The 24,260-nt window shown below is 34.4% G+C and carries 15 protein-coding genes; 6 read left to right on the top strand and 9 right to left on the bottom strand.

All coding sequences use genetic code 11. The features are described 5' to 3' along the window. The 4 genes from NZ853_00005 to NZ853_00020 form a co-directional block, all read left to right on the top strand. Positions 1–544: restriction endonuclease subunit S (locus NZ853_00005; GenBank protein MCS7204059.1), on the top strand; the 544-nt coding region annotated here is incomplete at its 5' end. 2 nt (positions 545–546) lie between these two features. Next, positions 547–3,465 carry a type I restriction endonuclease subunit R gene (locus tag NZ853_00010; protein ID MCS7204060.1) on the top strand — a complete coding sequence of 973 codons (2,919 nt, stop codon included), beginning with the start codon at positions 547–549 and terminating at the stop codon, positions 3,463–3,465. 269 nt (positions 3,466–3,734) lie between these two features. Beyond that, positions 3,735–4,052, top strand: coding sequence for a M48 family metallopeptidase (locus NZ853_00015; GenBank protein ID MCS7204061.1), 318 nt, complete (start codon positions 3,735–3,737; stop codon positions 4,050–4,052). Positions 4,053–4,312: 260 nt separating this feature from the next. Then, complete coding sequence (locus tag NZ853_00020) at positions 4,313–6,160, top strand: hypothetical protein (GenBank protein MCS7204062.1); 1,848 nt, start codon at positions 4,313–4,315, stop codon at positions 6,158–6,160. 450 nt (positions 6,161–6,610) lie between these two features. Here the strand turns inward: NZ853_00020 and NZ853_00025 are convergent, their stop codons facing one another. From NZ853_00025 to NZ853_00035, 3 genes are all read right to left on the bottom strand, one after another. Then, a complete protein-coding gene (locus NZ853_00025; GenBank protein ID MCS7204063.1) occupies positions 6,611–9,226 on the bottom strand; it encodes a SpoIIE family protein phosphatase in 2,616 nt (871 codons plus the stop codon). Positions 9,227–9,229: 3 nt separating this feature from the next. Next, complete coding sequence (locus tag NZ853_00030; protein MCS7204064.1) at positions 9,230–11,392, bottom strand: UvrD-helicase domain-containing protein; 2,163 nt, start codon at positions 11,390–11,392, stop codon at positions 9,230–9,232. Positions 11,393–11,496: 104 nt separating this feature from the next. Continuing rightward, positions 11,497–12,897: an amino acid permease gene (locus NZ853_00035; GenBank protein MCS7204065.1), complete on the bottom strand. Its 1,401-nt coding sequence runs from the start codon at positions 12,895–12,897 to the stop codon at positions 11,497–11,499. Positions 12,898–13,006: 109 nt separating this feature from the next. Between NZ853_00035 and NZ853_00040 the strand changes: the two genes are divergently transcribed. Then, on the top strand, positions 13,007–14,221 hold the full coding sequence (locus NZ853_00040) for a hypothetical protein (protein ID MCS7204066.1): 1,215 nt from the start codon (positions 13,007–13,009) through the stop codon (positions 14,219–14,221). Between the two features lie 5 nt (positions 14,222–14,226). Here the strand turns inward: NZ853_00040 and meaB are convergent, their stop codons facing one another. From meaB to NZ853_00055, 3 genes are read right to left on the bottom strand one after another with little or no spacing between them, the layout of a single operon-like run. Further along, entirely contained in the window at positions 14,227–15,294 is a 1,068-nt protein-coding gene (gene meaB, locus NZ853_00045; protein MCS7204067.1) for a methylmalonyl Co-A mutase-associated GTPase MeaB, read from the bottom strand. Continuing rightward, on the bottom strand, positions 15,291–17,465 hold the full coding sequence (gene scpA, locus NZ853_00050; protein ID MCS7204068.1) for a methylmalonyl-CoA mutase: 2,175 nt from the start codon (positions 17,463–17,465) through the stop codon (positions 15,291–15,293). The genes meaB and scpA overlap by 4 nt, the downstream gene beginning before the upstream one ends. Positions 17,466–17,484: 19 nt before the next feature. After that, positions 17,485–19,395: a methylmalonyl-CoA mutase family protein gene (locus tag NZ853_00055; protein ID MCS7204069.1), complete on the bottom strand. Its 1,911-nt coding sequence runs from the start codon at positions 19,393–19,395 to the stop codon at positions 17,485–17,487. A 181-nt stretch (positions 19,396–19,576) separates the two neighbouring features. Here NZ853_00055 and NZ853_00060 point away from each other — a divergent pair, with 181 nt between their 5' ends. Next, entirely contained in the window at positions 19,577–21,208 is a 1,632-nt protein-coding gene (locus NZ853_00060; GenBank protein MCS7204070.1) for an MBL fold metallo-hydrolase, read from the top strand. Here the strand turns inward: NZ853_00060 and NZ853_00065 are convergent. Genes NZ853_00065 through bshB1 form a run of 3 tightly spaced genes read right to left on the bottom strand, consistent with a single transcriptional unit; the run spans position 21,205 to position 24,259 of the window. Beyond that, positions 21,205–22,656, bottom strand: a complete 1,452-nt coding sequence (locus NZ853_00065) for a hypothetical protein (protein MCS7204071.1) — start codon at positions 22,654–22,656, stop codon at positions 21,205–21,207. The genes NZ853_00060 and NZ853_00065 overlap by 4 nt on opposite strands. 29 nt (positions 22,657–22,685) lie before the next feature. Continuing rightward, complete coding sequence (locus NZ853_00070; GenBank protein MCS7204072.1) at positions 22,686–23,531, bottom strand: Wzz/FepE/Etk N-terminal domain-containing protein; 846 nt, start codon at positions 23,529–23,531, stop codon at positions 22,686–22,688. A 47-nt stretch (positions 23,532–23,578) separates the two neighbouring features. Beyond that, on the bottom strand, positions 23,579–24,259 hold the full coding sequence (gene bshB1, locus NZ853_00075; GenBank protein ID MCS7204073.1) for a bacillithiol biosynthesis deacetylase BshB1: 681 nt from the start codon (positions 24,257–24,259) through the stop codon (positions 23,579–23,581). Between the last annotated feature and the right edge of the window lies 1 nt (position 24,260).

The raw sequence follows: 24,260 nt of genomic DNA on the forward strand, positions 1-24,260 counted from the left end.
TCCAAGACCAAAAGGTGATCCAAAATTTTATGGTGGTAATATCCCAAGGTTAATGGTTCAAGATGTTACAAGAGATTACAAATATGTTATTCCAAGATTAGATTATTTAACTCTTGAAGGTGCGAAAAAAAGTAGATTCCTTCCTAAAGGAACAGTAATAATCCAAGTTAGTGGTAATCCAGGAACACCTTGTATATTGGGAATTGATGCTTGTATACACGATGGTTTCGCTGCATTGATTGATTTAGATAGGACAAAAATTAATGATGAATTTATTTTTTATTATTTCGACTACTCTAAATCATTATATAAACAATTAGCATTTGGAGCGATATTTCAAAATTTACAAACATATTCAATAAGTAAATTTTTAATCCCTATTCCTCCTCTCCCAGAACAGAAAGTAATCGCTCATATTCTTCAAACCATTGATGATAAAATTCAAAAAGAAGAAGCAAAGAAAAAAGCACTTGAGAATTTATTTAAAAGCATGCTACATAATTTGATGAGTGGTAAGATAAGAGTTAAAAGCAGCATGGAATAATTATGAAATTCGGTTCTGAAAAATATGCGGTTCAGAATCCCATCCTAAGTTATGTTCGTGAGGCACAGACAGAATATAATTTTGCGAACACGGGATGGCATTACATAAGCAAAGATGAGCTTAGTAAATTAAGACTTGATAATAACCAAATCATATTAGAAAACATATTCCTTTCTAAAATCAAATCACTAAATCCCTTTCTTTCTGACGATGAGGCAAAAGAGGTTTTAAAACAGCTTAAAGGAGTAAGACCAGATATTGAAGGAAATCTTACGGTCTGGCAATTCTTGAAAGGGCTTAGAAGCCTTTATATACAAAGTGAAAAGAGACAGAGAAACATACGCCTTATTGACACAGAAAACATCAATAACAATGATTTTCATGTTACTGAAGAGTTTGAATTCACAAATGGCATCAGGTCTATAAGGCAGGACGTAGTATTTTTTATCAACGGCATACCTGTGATTTTTATTGAAGCAAAAGCTCCTTATGTGCTTCAGGGAATGGATATTGCTCTTGAGCAGGTGCTTAGATACCATAGAGAATGTCCCGAGCTTTTAGCCGTTGAGCAGGTACTTGTCCTTACCCATCTTATTAAATTCCTCTACGGCTCTACATGGAATGCAAATTCAAAAAACCTCTATAACTGGAAAGAAGAATTACGGGGAGATTTTGAATCACTCGTAAAAGCCTTTTTTGATAGAGAAAGGATTGTCAGGCTTATCACTGATTACATTCTTTTTGTTCGCAAGGATGAACTTTTGCAAAAAGTAATCTTAAGACCACACCAGATGAGGGCAGTTGAAAGGGTCATTGATAGGGCAAAGGATAAACAAAAAAGGCGTGGTCTTATCTGGCATACCCAGGGCTCTGGAAAGACCTATACGATGATCGTTATAGCTAAAAAACTTATTGAAGATCCAGTTTTTGAAAACTCCACAGTGATTATGCTTGTTGATAGAAACGAGCTTGAATCCCAGCTTTTTGGAAATATTCAAGCTGTGGGTATAGAGCATGTAGAAGTTGCTGAAAGCAAAAAGCACCTGCAAAGAATCTTAAAAGAACAAAGAAAAGGGTTGATTGTTTCTACGATACATAAGTTTGAGGGAATGCCTGAAAAGATGAGCACAAGGGATAATATCTTTGTTTTGATTGATGAGGCTCATAGGACTACTTCAGGAAAATTAGGAAACTATCTTATGGGTGCCCTTCCTAATGCTACTTATATTGGATTCACAGGCACACCAATAGACAAAACATCTCGTGGCAAAAACACCTTCTTAATCTTTGGAAGAGAGGATCCCCCCAAAGGCTATCTTGATAAATATAGCATTGCTGAGTCCATCGAAGATGGGACAACTGTCCCCATTCATTATAAACTTGCACCTAATGAACTTAGGATTGATAAGGAACTTTTAGAAAAAGAGTTTTTTGAATTGAAGGAAACAGAGGGATTAAGTGATATTGAAGAACTTAATAGCTTGCTGGATAAGGCTATAAACCTTAAAAATGCTATCAAAAGCGTAAACAGAATAGAAAGAGTAGCAGAGTATATAGCAAAGCATTATAAGGAATATGTTGAGCCCCTTGGTTATAAAGCCTTTGTTGTAGCAGTGGATAGAGAAGCCTGCGCCCTCTATAAAGAGAAACTTGACAAACACTTGCCAGAAGATTACTCAAAGGTTATTTACAGCCCTCATTATAATGATCCAGAATTTATGGCTCGATATCATCTCTCTGAGGAGGAAGAAAAGCGCATTAGAAAAAACTTCTTAGACCCTGAAGCGATGCCAAAAATATTGATAGTGACGAATAAACTGCTTACGGGCTTTGATGCTCCTGTGCTTTATGCAATGTATCTTGATAAGCCCATGCGTGATCATGTGCTTTTACAAACAATTGCAAGGATAAATCGACCCTACGAAGACAAAGAAGGTAGAAAGAAACCTGCTGGGCTTGTGATTGATTTTATTGGGATATTTGAAAGGCTTGAAAAAGCTCTTGCTTTTGATTCTACGGATATTGAAGGAATTATAAAAGATATTGAGGTTCTGAAAGAAAGGTTTTTAGAATTAATTGAAGAGGCAAAGACAGAATATCTTGAATACCTACGACAGCATGTACCTGAGGATAAGAAAGTTGAATTCATTCTTGGTTATTTCTCAGACAAAGAAAAGAGAGAGGATTTTTATAGTTTTTTTAAAGAGCTAAACGATATTTACAACATCCTTTCTCCTGATGAGTTCTTGAGACCTTACCTTTCTGATATGGAAACTCTTACAAGGATATATAAGATTGTCCTCGAAGCTTACGATCCATCAGTAAAAATTAAAAAAGCACTTACAACCAAGATCGAAGAATTACTTAGAAAGAATGTTAAGCAAAGTGAGATAAAAGATGCCTTAGAGGTTTATGAAATTAATGAGCATACCATTAAGATACTTGAAGAAAAGAATATATCAGAGCAAGAAAAGGTCTTTAATCTTAGTAAAAGCATAGCTGTTCACATCCAGAAAGAAGGTCATAACTTCCCCTATCTCTTATCCATAGGTGAAAGGGCGGAAAAAATAATGAGTCAGTTTAGAAATAAGCAGATTACCACTAAGGAGGCTCTTTCAGAACTCAAAAAAATTTTAGATGAGATAAATCATTCTCGACAAGAACAGATCGCAAAGGGTATGAAAAAAGATGAGTTCACCATATATTGGATACTAAAGCAGGAACAGGTAGAGACCCCTAAAGAGAATGCAAGGGAATGCCAAATTATAATGGATCAGTATCCTTACTGGAAAAGTAATCAAGCTCAAGAAAGAGAAATAAAGAAAAGAATACTCGCACTTTTAGATAAAATTGTTGAACCAGAAAGAGCAAGCGCTATTCTTGAAAAAATTATTGATACCTTGAAGGAAGAAGGAAATTAAGAAAGGATAGAGAATTTACTAAGCCTGAAAATTGAATTTATGGAATTGCATGATGATAAAGTTCAGTCAAATTTATGAAGCTCTGAGATATGAAAAAAGCTAATGTGTTAACATCAGAAGAAATAAATGAAAATCTTAAATCTTAAAAGAAAATTCAAAAAACTCATACTTTAAATTTAAACAGCTAAGTTTTTTTGGCTCATTTTTTTACTTAGAAGCAAATTCAAAAAAGTTATATAATCTTCTTTTGAGAATTTTAGGGTTTAGTGATGTATTTAGAGAAAAGCTATCCCGAAGATTCGAGATACATGGAAAGAACGAGGGAAAGCTTTAAATCCTATGTCCTCAAGTGGGCTCAAAAGATAGGTGTTGCTAATAAGATTATGTCTATTCACCTAAGACCCATGAAGAAAAAAATTGCCAGTTGTTCAAGTAAAGGAAGGCTCACCTTCGATCCCGGTATCTTAAAAGAAAGTCAAGAAAAGATGGACTACATAATAGTTCATGAGCTCTTACACCTTAGATATCCTAATCATGGAAAGATGTTTAAGCTTCTACTGAAAATTTACTTAAAGAAAAAAACTTAATGGTAAGCCGCTACCTTCCTTATAACCCTCTCCTCTTCAGACTCTTTATCAACTCCTTTTCAAACTTTTAAAAGTCGGGATTTTCCCTTGAAGAAAAGGAATTTTTAGACATTTGAATAAGTAATTCTATTGTGCAAAATCTAAAAAAATCAAAAGCAGATTTCATGCATTGACATTTTTTAGAGTTTATAAGAAGAGTAATTAAGGATGAAAATTGGGTCAAAGAAAAGACGAATAAAATTCTGACTGGAAAAACTGGTTTGATTAACGAAGATAATCGAGATATCTTTGAAAATAAATTTAACTACCTTAAAAAGAAAGAGTTTGATATTGATGATTTATATAAAAAAGTCTTCGGTGGGAAAGGAGCATTCGGAATATACGAAATAAAGAATGCTGCGGGAGAATTTGGATTAAAAATAGCAGAAAACAACTATTTTGGAGTAATAAATATTGGCTCTACCTCAAAATTTAAAGAGCAAATAGAAGAAAAAGGCATGAAAGTTTTTCAAGATGCAATATCAGGTTCTCTTTTTGACTCCATAAAAAAAGAAAATTCTTCCATAAACATCCTTATTGGTTCCAAGAAATTTATTGAGGGTTGGGATACCTGGCGAGTATCTTCAATGGGACTCCTTAATATAGGTAAAGAGCAAGGAACACAGATCATTCAATTATTTGGTAGAGGAGTAAGACTAAAAGGAAAAGACATGTCTCTTACAAGAAGTAATCTAAAAAATAATATTAAATTATTAGAAACCCTTAATATTTATAGTATCAATGCAGATTACTTAAAAATATTTTTAGATACAATAAACAAAGAAGAAGTTGAGTTTGTAACAATAAAGATACCCATAGAATTTCAACATGAAGAAAAATGGGAGGAGCTTTACATTCTCACAAAAAGAAAGGATAAAAGTTTTGTTGATGAGGAAATTATAGAACTCAAGCTAGATGATAAAATTAATTTCACAATAGACCTTTTACCAAAGATATCAGCATATTCATCAAAAGAAAGAAAAAAAGGAGGTATAGAGCAAGAGTATATAAAAGCAAAATCAGAAGAGAAACTAACTTTAAAAGATAAGGTAGATTTATTAAACTGGGAGAAAATATGGGAAGAAATTTATAACTTTAAAAGCATAAGAGGCTATTGGAATTTGATCTTAAGAAAAGAAATATTAAAAAAATTACTTTTATCTGATAAATATAAAATTCAAGTTTTACCAGAAATGCTGGAGATAAAAACTCAAAATGATCTAATGAGAATAGAAGAGATGGCATTATTAGTGATAAAAAAATACATTGACCTATATTATAGAAAACATGCAAAGAGATTTGAAACAGAGAATATACAATATAAGAAAGGTGTAGAACAATTGGAACTTTTTGTCTTTGAAAAATCAGAAGGCAAGTATTATTACAACTTACAAATTAATAAAAAACAAGGAGACCTGATTAAACAAATTAAGGAATTGGCTGAAAATCTAAATGAGCTCACTAAAAATGAAAATAAGTCACTGCCACGGATTTATTTTAATAGACACTTGTACCTCCCTATTCTTCTTCAAGATAAAAAAATAGGAAACATTTCGCCAACGGGACTTGTAGAAAGTGAAAAAGAATTCATTTTAGGATTACGAAATTATTTGGAAAATAACAAAAATAATCTTTTAGATAAAGAAATATATCTTCTAAAGAATTATCCATTTTCTGGCATAGGGTTTCAACTTGATTGGTCGGGTTTTTATCCTGATTTTATTATGTGGATCTTAGATAACCGAACGAAAATTCAAAGAATAGTTTTTATCGATCCAAAGGGATTAGAACATGAAAAAGATTTAGATCATGAGAAAATCAAATTTAAAGATGTTCTCAAAGACATAGAAAACAAACTTGGACGAAAGGACATAACTTTAGATTCTTACATTCTCTCTATAACCCCATATATAAATTTAGTAAAAGGGAAAACTGATCCCAAAAAACAAATAGAGTATGAAGAACATCATGTTTTATTTTTGAACGACAACGATTGGCAGAGAAAACTATTTGAACGAATAGGAATTAAAGAGAATAAATTGACTCAGAAAGACAGGTTAATTATTTAAACTTAATTAAGTATTCAAGTAGCATCCCCCTCACCATCACGAGAATCAACGAGCATTAACGACAAAAAAGAGAAGAGCTTTTTACTTTGAAAAATGTTTTTTCTACTTTAGAGGGGTTGTCAAAAGAAGTTTCTTTTCCGGAGCTCATGTCTTGGTTCCATCACGAAACCCCATCGTATTACAGAAAGATCCGATTTTCCCACCCAATTACTGAAGAGAAGTCAATCAATTTTGAGGGTATTTGACCCAAAGTTCTTTCAAAAGAAACGTTTTCTTTAGACGAACTTTTTCTCGGCATCGGTTTTACTTGCTTATTCTTATGATTTGAACCCAGATAAAGTTTTGAGTTTTGTTAGGAATCTTGAATACAAAACTCTTTTGATCGTGATCTGTCCCAGTTTATAGAAAAACTTAGAGTCTCTTTGAAGGATTATTGTTTTCAAAAGAGTTTCAAGATCCCAACAACATCTTTCTGAGTTTTTTTGTTTCTTCTTTTTCGGGTGCGAGGGTGAGGAGTTGATTGAGAATTTTGACTGCTCTTCTGTTATCGCCCAGAAGATGGCAACAATTTATCATGAGAATCAAATTGGAAACATTATTTGGATCCCGTATGTACAATCTTTCTGCATGCTCAAAGGCTTTGCTATAATTTTTACTCAATAAATAGGATCGAGCTACTCTTATCAAAACATCATTATCGTAGGGATATACATTTAAATAATCTTCTCCGAGCTGAATAGTCTTTTGGTAGTTTTCTAATTTGTAGTTTGTCAGTATCATTTCTTTATACAAAAACTGAGAGCTATGATAAGATTGTTCTAAACTTTCTATGTATTCCAAAAGTTCATTCCATTTTTCATTATGTTGAAGCATTCGGATTTTGGATTTTATTTCGCTACTTATGGTATCTTGATGATGGGGTTGATCTTGTATGTCTTCTTTGTAGGTGATTTTGACAATGCTTATATCATCAATGATTTTTCCTCGGGAGGCGATGTTTTCTACAATCTTTTGTAAATCTCCTTGAGATTCTTCTATTATTCGAAGAAATAAAGTTTCATCTTCATTTACCGCTTCTTTTCCATTAAGAGAAAACAAAATATCATCCTTTCCATCTGAACCAACAAAAACCATATCTCCTGGTTTTAATTCCTTCATAAGAATGTATACTTTTCCCACAAGTCCGGGAGTTCCAAATTTCTTGAATTCTGTTTGCTGATCCAAAAATTCAGCTCTGTTTTTTCGATACAAAACAGGATAAGGATGTTCTGCATACACGTAGTATAAAGTTCCTGTTTGCTCATCAATTAAACCCAAAAATCCTGACAAAAGCATTGAACCATCAAAGGATTCAAAAACATTATGGAGTTCTATAAAAAGTTCTTTTAGCCATTTTTCAGGATATCGGTTTTGATACTCAGAATACAAAATTGTTCGAGTCAGAATGGATTTGATAATCACACCTGCAACAAGGGAACCGCCAGCACCTTGAAGGGATTTCCCCATGGCATCACCATTAAACACGAACACATAAGGTCTCTGTTTGAGGTTAATACTTTGAGTTATGATTACATCTCCGCCGATCTCTCGATGCCATTTTTTAAACTGGAATTCTTTTTTTTGTTTAAGGTAAGTTTGGATTCCTACTACCTCTGAGTTCACATCATTAAAGATTAATGGCTGAACCAACAAGGAAGTGAGGAAATAATCGCCATCTTGTTGTTCTTTGAGCCTTCTAATTTCATCTAAAGATAATTGTAGCTCTGCTGTTCTTTCTTTTACCTTTTCCTCTAAATGAACGTTTAACTCTTCCACTTCTTGATACACCCGTAAAAATTTGTTTGCCAAGACAAAAGCAATCCCAATCACAAAAGCAAAAAAACCATACCTTGCCAACTGATAGTTAAAAAGACCAATCCCCATGGCTCCAAGAATATCTAAAACGGCTGTTGATACAAAAATCATCATTCCTATCAAGAGCCTAATCGAGTCTTGATTTTTTTTAACAGAATAATAAACCACTATGCCTAATGCATAAACTAATATCACAAGAGTTGTTTTCTGCCAATAACTCAAAACAAGAGAAGCTACATAATAATCAAATAGCCAAACACTGATAGTATAAAGCAAAATTATAGAAGAAATGATTTTTGCAAATAAAGTCAGTCTTAGGTAATGGAATTCTTCATAAAACAATAATCCCCAAATAGAGGTTAAAAAAATAGAAGAATAGTCTAACCTCAAAATCATTAAGGAATCTATACCCAGATTTTCTGCAAGGACATAAATATAGTTTGATCTCGTAACATAATAAAAACTAATGAACACAGAAAAAAGCCCAAACCACAAATTATATCTTTCTTTAGGTCTTTTTGAGTATAAAAGTAAGTGATATAAACCCACAAATAAGTATAAAAATGATAGCATGAAGGTAAATGCTTCAATATGAATTTTTATGTGTTCTTCGAAGTAGTTGATTTCAAAAGGAACATCGTTAAATTTTTTTTCTACATTCAAATTATAAGGATACAGGGTATAAACAACGAAAATCAATTCATTTTCTTCGCGAAGAAGATTTGTCGGCAATACCACTAAAGCATGCCTTCGAAACCCCATCTTTTCATAGGTTTGATTTTCAAAATTGACTTTTCCAAAACTGGCAATGAGTTGACCATTCAGATATACATCTGAAATGATCGTGAAGTAAGGAATATGCAAACTAATTTTATTATGTTGATAGTCAAGATTCAGTTCAGATAATTTAAAGGTTGTCAGAAACGAAAGTGCCACCAATGGTTTTTCAGCTGAAATTCGTTCGTATTTTATGGGAAAATCTATTTCCTTCCATTCTTTGGAATTGTATTCTTTTAAACCAGGAATATCTGAGGTTATTTCTGATAAATAAATCGGGTTGGCATTTTTCGTTGGATACGCTCCAATCCGCATCTTCCAGTTTTTTAGTTCATACCCTTGTTTTGGACGATTTTCAAAAAAGTCAAAACTCAAGCTTGTTAAAGGGAAAGATACGAATAAAAGGCTGATGATTTTCAATATGATTGTCCTCATACTTTATATTTTTCTTATTGAGTAGTGATCTGCAAGAAATCTTTTCTTTGAGCCGTTTTGAAATTTCAAAGTCAGTATCACTTTTCCTGCAACTTCTTCTAAGTTTTCTAATCTTCCAATCCCGTATTTTTCGTGTAAGAAGAAATCACCAATACGATATTCTTTGTTTTCTTTTCCTTCGGGTTCTTCGACTTCTTCGAAGTCTGATTTAGTTATTGTTTCCTCTTTGGGTAGGAGTTCCATCTCAATGAGAAATCGTGATGGTTGATTGGTTTCTACTTGTTCATAGCGGTCTCGTGTTTTTGCGTAGGAAAGATACAAGCGTTTTTTAGCTCTCGTCATTCCTACGTATAAAAGCCTTCGTTCCTCCTCGATTTCTTCTTCGGAGGTAGATAAATAGTGGGGAAAAATCCCCTCGGCCAAACCTACAATAAACACTATTTCGAATTCCAGTCCTTTTGCATTGTGTAGGGTCATGAGCTGTATTCCTTTTTGATGGTGTTCATCGAAATTGACTTCTTCGGAACTCAACAATGCAATTTCTTGTAAGTAATCACGTAAGGTGATTTCTTGATTGGCTTCCCGTTTTTTCTGTTCGTATTCCACTACACTTTGTATAAACTCTCTTATGTTTTCGATACGTGAGCTTCCTTCGGGACTTAAATCCTTTTCGTAATAGGCTATGACCCCGCTTTCTTCTACGATGGTTTTAACGAAATCTGAGAGAGCTACCTTATCGACTTTTTCCTTCCAAGCGTATAACTTTTCTTTAAACTCAAGGAGCTTTTTAGGGTTTTTTATGACTTTCTCCTCGAGGATTTTTTCGACAGCTAATAAATAATCAGAATTGTGTTTTTTTGCGTATTCTTGAATTTTTTCTACGGTTTTTTCGCCAATGCCTTTGGGGGGATTTTCTATCATCCTGACAAAACTATCAAAATCATATGGGTTATAGAGAAATTGCAGATAGCTCAAAATATCTTTGATTTCTTTTCGATCAAAAAACCTAATCCCACTATGTATTACATAAGAAATTCGATTTTCCCTTAATACTTGTTCTATGATTCTTGATTGGGCATTGGTTCGATAGAAAATCGCCATTTCATCCAAAGGGCATTGGCTTTTTAATTTTTGGATTTCAAAAACAATCTTTTGGATCTCATCATGCTCATTCAAACCCGAGAAAAAAACTGGCTTTACCCCTTCACTTTTAGTATGTAATTTCTTCTCTATTCTACGTTGGTTATAGCGTATCAATTTATTTGCTAAATCCAAAATCTGTTGGGTGCTTCGATAGTTTTCTTCTAACTTGACGATTTTTGCTTGAGGAAAGTCTTTTTGAAAGTTCCAAATGTTTTCAATTTTTGCTCCTCTCCACGAATAAATACATTGATCGTCATCTCCCACCACCGCGATGTTCTGGTGTTTCTTCGAAATCATCATCACCAAGAGATATTGAACCTTGTTGGTATCTTGATATTCATCAATCATCAGGTATTTCCATCGAGCTTGGTATTCTTCCAACAACTCAGGATAATTCTCCAAGAGCTTGACGGATTCATAAAGCAAATCTCCAAAGTCTACGGCATTGTTAGCTCTCAGCTCATTTATATATTCTTTATAGAATTGATAGACCACATCGATTTGGTGGTTGTTTAGATTTTGTTCGTAGTACTCATCTGGGTTTAAATAATCATCTCGAGCTCGATGGATTTTCTCTAAAAGCTGACCTATTGTAAAATCTGAAGCTTCGAGTTTTAGAGTTTTGGAGATTCGTTTTGCTAAGCTTTTTTGAGAAGCTTGATCATAAACACTAAAATTGGATTTTAAATTTAGCTTGCCATAATTTTCCCTCAAAATTTGTAATCCCAAGCCGTGGAAGGTTTTAATAGTGACTCTTTCTGAATAAGGTCCGATCAACTTCTGGACCCTTTCTTTCATTTCTTCGGCGGCTTTGTTGGTGAAAGTGACAGCCAAAATGGATTCAGGTGGAACCTCATAAATTCGTATCAGGTATGCAATGCGGTGGGTGATCACACGAGTTTTTCCAGAACCAGCACCCGCAAAAATCAAAAGAGGTCCTTGACGATGTTGGACCGCAATTTTTTGATTTGGATTCAAATTCTCTAATAATTCTTTTTTGATTTTTTCTTTTAAAGAAAGCATACTTTTGGAATAATGCGATGAGCAGGTATCTTCAAGAAATAAATTAAATAGTTTTGCTCGTCAATTCAGTTCATTTTCTGGAAGAGATATCATCGAAAAAAAAACTACGTTTCTTTGTTTTTTAAAACATATTTTGTCCATACCAAGTAAAAGGGGATACCCATCAAAATTGCCAAAATTGCAACGCTACATTCAAAGGGACGACCAATGAAGCTCACAACCATTGTGATGATAGAAAAGATGATAAAAATCAAAGGAAATAACGGATAAAGTGGCGTTTGGTAAGGACCTTTGAGGTTTCGATTTTTCTTTTTTAAATACATTAAACCAATTACAGATAATAAAGGAAAAACAGACAAAGCGAAGCCCATGTAGGTTTGGATCTGTTCGTAAGTACCGCTCCATATGTAAATGATGGCTAGGATTCCTTGTATCAGAAACGATATGATGGGTGTATGAAACTTTGGATGAAGGTGAGCTGCCGCTCGGAAAAATAAATTATCCCTCGCCATTGCATAGTAAACTCGTGGTCCCACCATGATGGTTGCAGAAATTGTCGAAAGAAGGATCACGAAAAATCCAATGTTGAAAAAAATGGTCACATGATTCCCAAAAAGGTTTTTTGCGGTAATAGCGGCAATGGCTTCTTTCCCTTCGAACTCAGTTGCTGGTGTTGACCAGTAATACAAAAGATTTAGCAAAAGATATAAAATCATCACAATCACGGTTCCCCCGATGAGAGCTCGAGGTAGATTTTTCTCGGGATTTTGGATTTCTTCTGCTAAGTAAGTAGCACCATTCCAACCACTATACGCAAACATGACGAAAAGAAGTCCTAATCCAATCCCATTCCAAGCAACAGGATCGTTTTTTAAGTTTTGTTGTATCTGATAATTTGAGTTTTGGAAGATCACCGAAAAACCTAAAAACAAAAACAATATAATCAAAGATACCTTCAAGATAGTCAGAAAATTTTGGATATACCCTCCTTTTTTAACTTCAATGATATGTATTAATGTGAACAAAACAATCAAAGAACTTGCAAAGATTTTTCTTCCTTCTTCTTTGTCAAAAAAGTGTGTGATTTCGTGATGGGGATCGAAAACGATCAAAGCCTTGTGTAAATACTCACTGGCTAAAAGTCCAGACGCTGCTGCAGGTGCAGAAAACGCAACTATGAAGGAAACCCAACCTGTCAAAAATGAGGGAAGCAATCCAAAGATATTTTTTAAGTAAACATACTCACCTCCAGCATGAGGCATCAAAGTAGAAAGTTCTGCGTAAGACAAAGCACCCGCCAAAGCGATGATGCCCCCTATAAACCACAAAAACAAAACCATATATGAATTTTGAACTGCTGATTGAATGATACCTGTATTTCCGAAAATACCAGAACCTATCATGCTTGCCATTACCACAAACATTGCCGTCCATAAACCGATTTGGCGTTTCAGCTTCTCTTTCTCTTTTATCCTTGGTTGTTCTTTTACCTGAACTGGACTCATTTTTTATTCCTATTGCAAGTACAGGATAGCAAAAACCACAATTACGCGTCAATTCCTTATGGCAATTTCTAATTGACGCAAAAGAAAAAGTTAAATTTTATGGCTTCTTATGTTTTTTCGAAGATACATTTATTTCATTGTAGCTTTTTTGGTTCTGCTGAATTTATCTTGCAAACATAAAGAAGTATCTTCAAAAAACTATGTAAAACCTCCTACCCCACCCGAGACAATAAGCGTCGGTATTCCAGTCCCCGAAAAACCTAAAACCATCGAGATTGATGAAACTCAAACATTTCTAGCCAATCTTTTAGCCGGTAAAATTCATCCTCTTGAAGATCTTAATCCTCATCGGACAGTCGTCAATAGTAAATCCTATGCAATCCATTTTGAAGAAATGAAAAAGGCATGGAAAAATGCAGAAAACAAACGTTTCTACAAAATGAAAGAATGGGTAAAAAAAGAACTTCATTTTCTTTGCAAAAAAGAAGAAGTCATTTTTTATCCTTTTAGTGGTCCTGATTTTTTGAATGCACGTTTTATGTTCCCATGTGGAAAAGAATACATTCTTTTTGGTTTGGAACCCGTAGGAAAAATCCCTAACCTTGAACAACTTTCAGAAGAACATCGAAAGAGTTATTTTTATCATATTCGTGATAGTCTTCGTTCTGTTTTGAATTATTCATTCTTTCGAACAAATGATATGAAAATCGATTTCTTCAAAGAACTAAATGGCGTTATACCAGTATTGTTTGTGTTTTTAGCATATCATGAAAATGAAATTGTAAAGGTATCATACATTGAAATGTCTCGAACAAACATTTATGAGATTTCGAACTTTCCTTCTTCTAAAGGCATTTCGGGTATTCGTATTGATTTTGTCCCTAAGAATAATAAAAAAGATTTGAGTTCCATTCACACCCTTATGTATTTTCAAATCAACATTTCTGATTCGAATATGAAAAATCATTCGTATTTCTTTGATCACATAAAAAAGAAAGGTCCTTTTATTACTTTTATTAAATCTGCTTCTTATCTAATGCATAGTGACCATTTTTCATTAATACGAAAATTCATCCTAGATAACAGCCATTATGTGATACAAGATGACTCTGGCATTCCTATTCGCTTTTTTATGAATCCTCAGTGGCAACTTACGTTTTACGGAAATTATGTTTCTCCAATCAAGCTTTTCCAAAAACGATATCAACCAGAACTAAGAAAAATTTACGAGACCTCAAAAGACATCAAACCTCTTCCTTTCGGCACTGGATATCATTTTTATCCGGGAACATCAAATTTACTTTTAGCAATAAAAAAGAAATAGAGTTCTCAGAAAGATAACGATAAGTATTTTTTTACCAATTTTTCGGCAGCTTCAAATGGTGTGATTTCGTTTTTTAAGATCTGTGTTTTGAGAGCCTCATACTCGTCTTGGATTTTTTCAATCACGCTCCGTTTTACCTTTTCAAAAAAAGACTGATCAAACCAATAGAGGGATTGGATGTTTCTTTTTTGTTCAAAATAGCTTCTTTTTGATTCGGGATGGATGGTGGTTTTTATTAGCCTTTCGTATTCATGAAGCATTTTGTGGATTTCTTCGAAACCTAATTTGGTCCTGCTGGAGGTCAATATCACTGGTGGGGTCCAACCAATTTCGGAAGGTGGAAAGTAATGTAGAGCTCTTTGAAGGTCCGCTTTGGCAATTTTAGATTTTTGGATGTTTTCTCCATCCACTTTGGTGATTAAGATTCCATCTGCCATTTCCATAATACCACGTTTGATTCCTTGAAGTTCATCGCCAGTTCCGGGTAAAATCAATAAAAGAAACACATCCACCATAGAATGAACCACCACTTCACCTTGACCTACCCCCACCGTTTCTACGATAATTCGATCAAAGCCTGCTGTTTCGCACAAAAGGATGGTTTCTCGTGTTTTTTTCGCTACTCCTCCCAAGGTTCCACGAGAAGGCGAAGGTCGAATATAAGCATTGGGATTTCGAGATAGCTCCTCCATCCGGGTTTTGTCCCCCAAAATACTTCCTCCGGATTTTTCACTGGATGGATCTACTGCTAAAACAGCTACTTTATGTCCTTGCTGGATGAGTTCCAACCCGAAAGCTTCAATGAAGGTGCTTTTACCCACACCGGGAATACCTGTTATTCCTATTCGAAATGAATCTCTTTGATTTTTCAAACAAAACTTAATGATTTCCGAAGCCAATTCCATATCTTTGGGATTCTCACTTTCGATCAAGGTAATGGCTTTACTCAAAATGGTTCGATTGCCGTTGAGAATCCCATCTATATATTCTTCAAAAGTATATTCTTTTTTTCGATATTGTTCTTTTTTAAGATACGGACTAATGGTTGGGGGAACTTGTGTGATTAAATTCATATCTTTGTTGGTTCCATTCTTGTGCTAAGCAAGATTTCCATAATTTGAATGGCTGATTGGGAGATTACTGTTCCTGGTCCGAAAACAGCTGCCACTCCAGCCCGATAAAGAAAATCATAATCCTGATGGGGGATGACTCCACCTACCACGACAATGATATCTTCACGTCCATATTTTTTGAGCTCCTCAATCACTTCTGGAACTAGGGTTTTATGAGCTCCAGCCAAGCTCGAAATTCCTAAGATATGCACGTCATTCTCTACTGCTTGACGAGCTACTTCTTCTGGGGTTTGAAAGAGAGGTCCCACATCCACATCAAATCCTAAATCCGCAAAACTGGTAGCTACTACTTTTGCTCCACGATCATGCCCATCCTGCCCCATTTTCGCAACTAAGATTCTTGGTCTTCGACCCTCAAGTTTGTAAAACTTCTCTACTAACTCTTTGGCTTTCTTAAAGCTTTGATTTTCTTGGATTTCAGATGAATATACTCCACTGATCATTCGAATGGGTGCTTGGTATCTTCCAAAAACTTTTTCCATAGCATAAGAAATTTCTCCTAATGTAGCTCGTTTCCTTGCGGCGATCACTGCTAACTCCAAGAGATTTCCTTGTCCTGTCCTTGCACATTCGGTGATGGCATTCAATGCTTGTTGGACCTCTTCTTCATTTCGTTCTGCTTTGACCTTATTGAGCTTTTCAATTTGCCTTTTTCGAACAGCTGTGTTATCAACAGATAAGATTTCAATGGGAACTTCTTTATCTGCTTGAAATCGATTTACCCCCACAATCACGTCTTTTCCGGAATCAATTCGGGCTTGTTTTCTTGCGGCGGCTTCTTCGATTCGCATTTTCGGTAGTCCTTGCTCGATCGCTTTTGCCATGCCTCCCAATTCCTCTACTTCTTGTATTAATTTCCATGCTCTTCGAGCTAATAAGTGAGTGATGGACTCAACATAGTATGATCCAGCCCAGGGATCGATTGCTTTCGTGATTCCCGTTTCTTCTTGAAGGTAGATTTGGGTGTTTCGTGCTATCCTCGCAGAGAAGTCTGTTGGTAATGCGATTGCCTCATCCAATGAGTTTGTATGTAGTGATTGAGTATGTCCTAGAGCTGCTGACATGGCTTCTATACAAGTGCGAATGACGTTATTGAATGGGTCTTGTTCTGTCAAGCTCCATCCTGAGGTTTGACAATGGGTTCGCAAAGCCATTGACTTTGAATCCTTGGGTTGAAACTGCTTAACGATCTTTGCCCAAAGAATTCTTGCCGCCCTCATTTTGGCAATTTCCATAAAGTGATTCATTCCAATCGCCCAAAAGAAAGAAAGTCTTGGTGCAAAATCATCAATGTTTAATCCAGCTTTTAATCCCGTCCTGATGTATTCCAAACCATCAGCCAAGGTATAAGCCAGCTCAAGATCCGCAGTAGCACCTGCCTCTTGCATATGGTATCCACTGATGCTGATTGAGTTAAATTTCGGCATGTTCTTGGAAGTATAAGCAAAAATATCGGCTATAATCCTCATGGAATGTTCAGGCGGATAAATGTAAGTATTCCTTACCATGAATTCTTTTAAAATATCGTTTTGGATGGTTCCCGAAAGTTTATGAGGCGGAACCCCCTGTTCCTCAGCAGCAACAATATAAAATGCCATTGTTGGGATCACCGCACCATTCATGGTCATCGACACAGAAACTACATCTAATGGAATTTGATCAAAGAGTATCTTCATGTCTTCTACAGTATCGATAGCAACACCTGCCATTCCTACATCCCCCACAACACGGGGATGATCTGAATCATAGCCTCTGTGGGTTGCTAAGTCAAATGCCACCGAAAGCCCTTTTTGACCAGCAGCTAAATTCCTTCGATAAAAAGCGTTGGATTCTTCTGCCGTAGAAAAACCTGCATATTGTCGTATGGTCCACGTTTGTAGAGTATACATGGTGGCATAGGGACCTCTTAAAAAAGGAGGAATCCCTGCAACGTAATCCAAATGTTCTAAGCCTTCCCAGTCCTCTATGGTATATACTGCCACTGTGGGAACCTTCTCAGGAGTTATCCATGGCTTTGGAATGCTTTTGTATAGGAGTTCTTCAAACTCTTCTTCGGTGATTTTTTTCAAAGGTTCTTTATGAAAGTGTATTTCTTTAAAATTAGGTCTCATAAAAACTCCTCGAGTTTGTTTATAAGTTAAAAAAAAGTTTTTGGTATTCAATCAATTTTTCGTAGAGATTACTTCTAATGTGTATGAAGTCATATATCCCTAATTGTCTGAGTTGATCTGCTGTTTCGGGTAATCCTGCAACAATCACAGGCACCTCTTTCGAAAGTATTACATCACGAATTTCCTTGAACATTTCTAAATATTCAGGATCACTCGAGCAAAGAACAAAAGTCTTGATTCTTGGGTTATTGAATTTTTCGATGAAATCAAGGATTTCTTGCTTGGATTTGAGATCACCCGGATCATCTACCTCAAACCCGCCACAACCAAAGAAATTCAAAATAAAAGATGCCCGAGCTCTTTGCATTGCCAAATTCCCAAAGGGAATCAATTGAACCAAAGGAATACCTTTTTCTTCCGATAGAAGCTCTGTTTTGAGCCTCAATTCTTCGAAAAATGTCGCAGCACGAAACAATTGGATGGTTTTCGTAGAATTGTGGTTTTCGTTGTATTTCCCCATGAGTTGTAGAGTGGGAAATTCTTTGATAATAAAATCCTTTGGATTGGGAAATTGATTAACACCCAATAGAAATTCCCTTCGAGATTTGATTTGTTCAATACGTGATTTTTGGAAATCCTTTATTTGTTTTTGGATATATCCGTTTTCAATGGCTTTACGAAATCCTCCTTGATCTTCTATCTCGAGAAAAATTTTCCACGCCTTATCCATTATCAGGTCAGTTAAGTTTTCAATGTAATAAGAACCACCAGCTGGATCTACTACGTAATCAAAATGACTTTCGTATTTTAAAATCAACTGAGTGTTGATGGCTATCCTTCGAGAAAATTCATCATCTGTTTGATTTACGGCAGTGATGGGAAAAACCACCAAACTATCAACACCACCCAAAATAGCTCCCATCGCTGAAAGAGTGTTTCTCAAAATGTTGTTATGAATGTCATAGATGGAATGATGAAACAAAGAAGACACAGCAAACTGCTTCGGTCCTTCTTTATAATCAGTGACAGAAAATCCTTGCAAAACAAAAGCTATTAGCCTTCGGGTAGCTCTGAGTTTGGCAATCTCAAGAAAGTAAAGTGAACCGATTGCTTGAACCAACGTAATCTTTGGTAAAACTTCCACCAAGGGAATCCCGCCATCATGAAGGATATTTAAAATCTCTGCAAAAGCACTTATGGTAAATCCTAACTCCATTGCAGGTGGTAATCCACTATGCTGAAAGACATCTCCACGCACTGCAATAAAAGCAAAAGGAGAAGTAAGATTTTTCTTAACAATCTCCAAAAGTTCGCTTTCATAGATTGAACCATCTTCATCAAGTAGGTAATCCAAAAAAGGATCAAAAAGAATATTTCCCTTCACCCCATACGTATCTATGAGTCGATATAAATCAATGCTACTTCCCACAAAATGAGTTTGGAACGAAAAGTTTTTTAGATAACTCTGCAATTCAGCAAACTGACTCAATGAAATAGAACTTCCATAAAAAATAAAAGGGTAGTTACGATCTCCGATAGGTAATAATAAAGCATCAGCACCTCGCCTTGTTGTTTGCTCAATCTTTTCTTGAATTTCTTCTAATTCCCCTTGAATGTATTGAACAACTTCCCAACTCTGAGTAAACTTTTTGCTTCTCGTAAAAGGATAAACTCCAGGATAATCTAAGATGAATTTCAAGTTTTCTAAATCTTCTTTTCGATAAAAGGGAGGAACTACAAATCCATCTAAGGTTTTCCATGAAATAGCTGATAAATCCTTTGGCTTGCCTGACTTTTCGAGAACCTTATAAATTTCGTTTAACCATTCTTCTTTGGTGTTTGGAGGAAAATCATTGAGAAAAATTTGCTCTTCAAAGCTTGGATATTCATTTTTTAACTCATCTAACGATTTCTTTAATTGTTGATTCATGAGTTCATTTTTTACTATGAGAATTTTCTTTCTATAATTTTCTCATTCAAACATTTCTGTAAATAAATGCAGTTCAACAAAAAAATTCGGAAATAGAATATAAATTCTATAACAAAAATTTTAACAACTCATTTTTTTGTGTTGACAATGGATTGAAAAAAAAATATTCTCTTTTTTTACCATGAATTACCTAAGACCAATACAAGTTGTCGAAGATATATTTTGGATCGGTTTCCCTGATTTCGAAGCAGGATTTTCAAACAATTCTTATTTACTTTGCCATGGAAATGAAAGTGTTCTTTTTGATCCCGGTCCAGCTTATCCCATGTTTCGTGATATTCTGATCGAAAAAATCCAACAGATTTGTCCTTTAGAAAATATACGTTATATCGTTGTTCATCATCAGGATCCTGATTTATGTGGAATGATACCATATTTAGAGAAATACCTATCTCCAGATTTGATTATCATTGCACATGGAAGAACAAGTTTGTTCCTACCCTATTATGGTATTCGTAAGCCTATTGCAAGTGTTCAAGATGGTGATGTATTGGTTTTGCAATCAAAGCGAAGAATTCGGTTCATATTTACTCCTTACATGCACTTTGCAGGAAGCATGATGTCTTATGATGAACAAACCCAAACTTTATTTAGTTCAGACATATTTGGCGTTTTGGACAAAAACTGGAAGCTCTATGCAGACGAAGAATTGATCCAAAGAGCTCAGTTTTTCTTAGAATATTATACTGATAGCAAAGAAGCAGCTATGTATACCTACAATAAGCTAAAAGAACTACCTATTTCGAAAATCCTACCCCAACATGGTTCCATCATTGAAGAAAAATTAGTAAGTAAATTCATAGACATGTTATCAAATCTAAATCCAGGAAAACTTCTATACGTAAAGTCTGTAAACTCGAAGGAAAGAAAAATAGGAAACGAAATACTTCAAGAAATCCGAGACTTTTTAAAATCTATTTTGGATACAGAAATAAATACTGATAACTTACAAGAAATCTTTCATATTACTGCAAAACATAGCATTACTTCTTTACTACACCTTTATGATTTCATTGAAAATTTGGAAAAAAAATATGGAGTAACTATTCTAAATCAAAACCAAGAGTTATCTTATGAAACGATAAAAAACCGTTCTTTAAACACAGAAGAATTTATAAAAAAAGTTTATAAAAAACTTAATATTCCTTCAAAGAAAATTTCTTCGTCAAGAATTCAAAAATTCAACGCTTTCAAAAAAAATTTAGTAATAATGAATTTCGATATTCGAAGTTTTACTTATTGGTCACAAACCCAATCCCCAGAAGTTGTATTTAAAGTTTTAAATAAAGAAATATCTGTTGTTTCCGATATCATCCAAACCTACCGAGGAAGAGTGAACAAGGTTTTAGGAGATGGAATCTTGGCATACTTCAATGAAGAACATATCAATTTTGCATTTAGTTGTGCCATACGAATTCATAATAGAATTTTCAAAGATGGCCTGCTTCCTGCAGGAATCAGTTTTGATATGGGAGAAACTATTGTCGGTGATGTTGGATTTGAAGAAAAATTTGATTATACCTTGATTGGGAATAACGTAAATCGTGCTTTTCGTTTAAATGATATTGCTGGTAAAGGGGAAATTTCCATGTCGAAAGATTTTTTTTCTAAATTAGACACAAAAGTTCAAAATAAAATCTTACAAAATGAATATTTAGAACAAAATGTTTTTCAATATGGGAATGAAGAACCTTTTGAGTATATAAAATTTAAAGTAGTCAAATACAAAGACAACGTTAAGTTAGCTATTTAAGTTGATATGAAATCATTTCGAATTTGCTCATAAATTTTTTCGTAATCATAATAAAAAATCGGATAAGTTCGATCAAAAAAAATCCTTCGATGATAATCTGCTTCTTGAGCTTTTTTTAGCATGCTCATGAGATTTCTTTTGATCCCCAATGAATATAAATGCATCTTATGATTTAACTTTAAAAATTCTTGATGTAGGTGATACCCATAGCTTTCTGAAGATTCTTGGATTCTTTTTTGTAAATCTACATATTCATTTTTTATATTGTGATTCAACCAACTATCATCGAAAACATAATTCCTTTTGATTTTTTGGAATTGAGAGTCAAGATAGTTTTTTAGATGAATCAAATATAGCTTTTTCAGTCTTAATTCACAATCATTATCAAGAAAGATTTCGGGATTGAATTTCCATTTTCGTAGTTTTCTCCGAATTTCTTCTACAGAAGGATAATCCACAGAAAATGAAGCCTTTGGTTGTAAATAAAACGTTGATGTTGTCACAACACAAGGAGAAGGTTTTTGCTCTAAAAATCTTTCGATGATCGTTTCTGTAACTTGGTCGTAAAAACCTCCACCCGTTCCATGTATCATCAAATCACTCAAAAACATTCTTATAATGAAGCTTAGCATAAATGCCTTTGGAAAAATATAGGGAATTTCACTCAAATCATCATTGACTTTTAAGGTTTCTCTTTTATACCCATCACTCTTCCATAAAGGGAGTTCATCATTTTTTAAATATGAAAAAAAATATTCATGATACTTTTTTCGAAATTCATCTAATGTTTGATTATAAATTAATTGAAAAATTTTATAATTTTTTTTTATAAAGTCAACCAAATAAAAAAAGCTTTGGGTCTTGATGATTTTCGATAGATAGATAGGTTGAACATGAAAACCCAATTCCTTCATGATAAATTGGTTGATTCCTGTTGAGAGTTCGGATATGGTAAGTTGGTTCTTTTTTGAGAAGAGTTCTTCAGTAAAATCTAATGCCTTTTGGATTTTGGGAACTACGCTTGGTTCAAAAAGGGAATATAAATGTAATCTCCACTCTCGGATTTTTTCGAAAAGCTTTTTTTTAAAATCACCTTGCAAGATTTGATTTAATAAAACTTCTTTAGGATTGCTCAGTAAAAAATCTTCCCGATAAATACCATTTTGAAACCATAAAAACTTCCAATCAACAAATTGTTGATCCACATCCAAAACTATGTAATAACAGCGGCCACCTATATGACATGAAATCAAATACGCCAGTATTAACTTCGTAAATATACCTGGATAGTAAAGTATCGGCTGATGCCCTGTGATTACCACCCTCTCTCGGGTAGGTATACCAAGTTCCTCACGAAATCTTATGGAAAGACTCCCCCACTCATCTTTCCTAACCCTTGATAAATTTTCCTCTATCTCCTTTATACTATGTGATACATAAAATTTCATTAACTATGTTTTTTTTAAAAACCATCACCTCAGAGTGGGGAAGTCCCTTTTTGTTTTTCGTAATATTCCATGAAAAGTGCTAAAAAGATTCCCACAAACAACCCTGCGACCAAGGAACTCCCAATCACAAGAAGGGGATTTAATCCTGTGGGTTCTTCGGGCTTCTCTGGTAAATAAAACACAAAAAACTCTTCTTCATTGATTAGCTTTAGTTGAAACTCAAAACTCTTCAAATCTAAAAAGTTCAACTTTGAACCACTTGATAAATCCAACAGATATTGCTGTCTTCCTGCCAAGAGTGTATCTGTGATTTTTCTACCCAAATTAATGCTTTTTTCAAGTTCCATTAAAGATTGTTCTTTAAAATTCTTTAATATTTCTTTTTTCTCAATAATCAATGGATAATTGTTGAGATATCCTCTTACCTCATTGATCACTTGATCCAATTCTTCTTTTTTTCTTACCTCAATAGTAATTTGAATATGATTTTGACCTTGAGTTAATTGACCTAACTTAATTTTATAAGGCAATTCATTTACTCTTGGATTGATTTTAGAATCATACTTGATTTTCAGAATATTCATCAACACATCAGTATTGATTCCCAAGTTTAAACCAGGAGAAGTAATAATTAGTGGATTGACTTGAACCATAATTAGTGGATTGACTTGAACCATGAAAGCATATTTGTACTTTTTTGGATAAACAAAGAAAATCAATACACCCAAAACAAAAAATGCCAGTGTGGTAATTCCTATCAGCTTTTTTTTCTTATTTAGGGTTTGGATGATCTCAAACAAATCTATTTCTTCATCTACGGGAACTGCTTGCACAGGGATTTCTTGATTTGTGTCTTTTGCTTGTGTTTTTACCATGTTTCAAAATTTCGATATTCAAGTTAATTGTCAAGACCATATTTTTTTCATTGATAACCTAAGGGCCATTTTTTGTATAAAGGGATTTCTTTTTGGAAGAAGGGTTCGGCAGCAACTACATTCGCTTGTTTACCCCAGTATTTGTTTTCCAAAAATAGTAGCTCAAGGATTGATTCTCTTTTGGATAAAAAAAATTGCGACTCATAGCAATAAACTGCTTGCCTTTTGATTTCCAGATATTCTGATATATCCACCAAAAAAGAAGGCATAATTCGTAGTCGAATATGCAAAGGAAAGTAATAAATCACTCTTTGAGGGTAAAACGGTTCACCGGGAATATCTGACTTTGTCAATTTCGCATAAAACCTTGCAGCATCCGCTAATTTTGAGGCAGCAACGTGATCTGGATGAGCATCGTCAAAATAAGGAGCAAAGATATAGTTAGGTCGAAATTCTCTTATCACTTTGGCAATTTTTTTTCGATTTTCTATGGTATCTTCTAAGTAGCGGTTTGGCATATCAAGTGTGAGTCTTTGAGCTCTCAAGATTTCCGCTGCCTTTTGGGCTTCTTTTAAGCGGATTTCGGGAGAACCATGAGGTGTAGGTTCACCATCTGTTAGGTCTAAAATTAATACTTCATATCCTTGTGAGGTGAGTAATGCCACTGTTCCTCCCATTCCCATTTCCACATCATCAGGGTGTGCTCCAATACAAAGTATGCGATACATA

Source organism: Leptospiraceae bacterium, assembly GCA_025059995.1.
Lineage (GTDB): Bacteria > Spirochaetota > Leptospiria > Leptospirales > Leptonemataceae > SKYB61.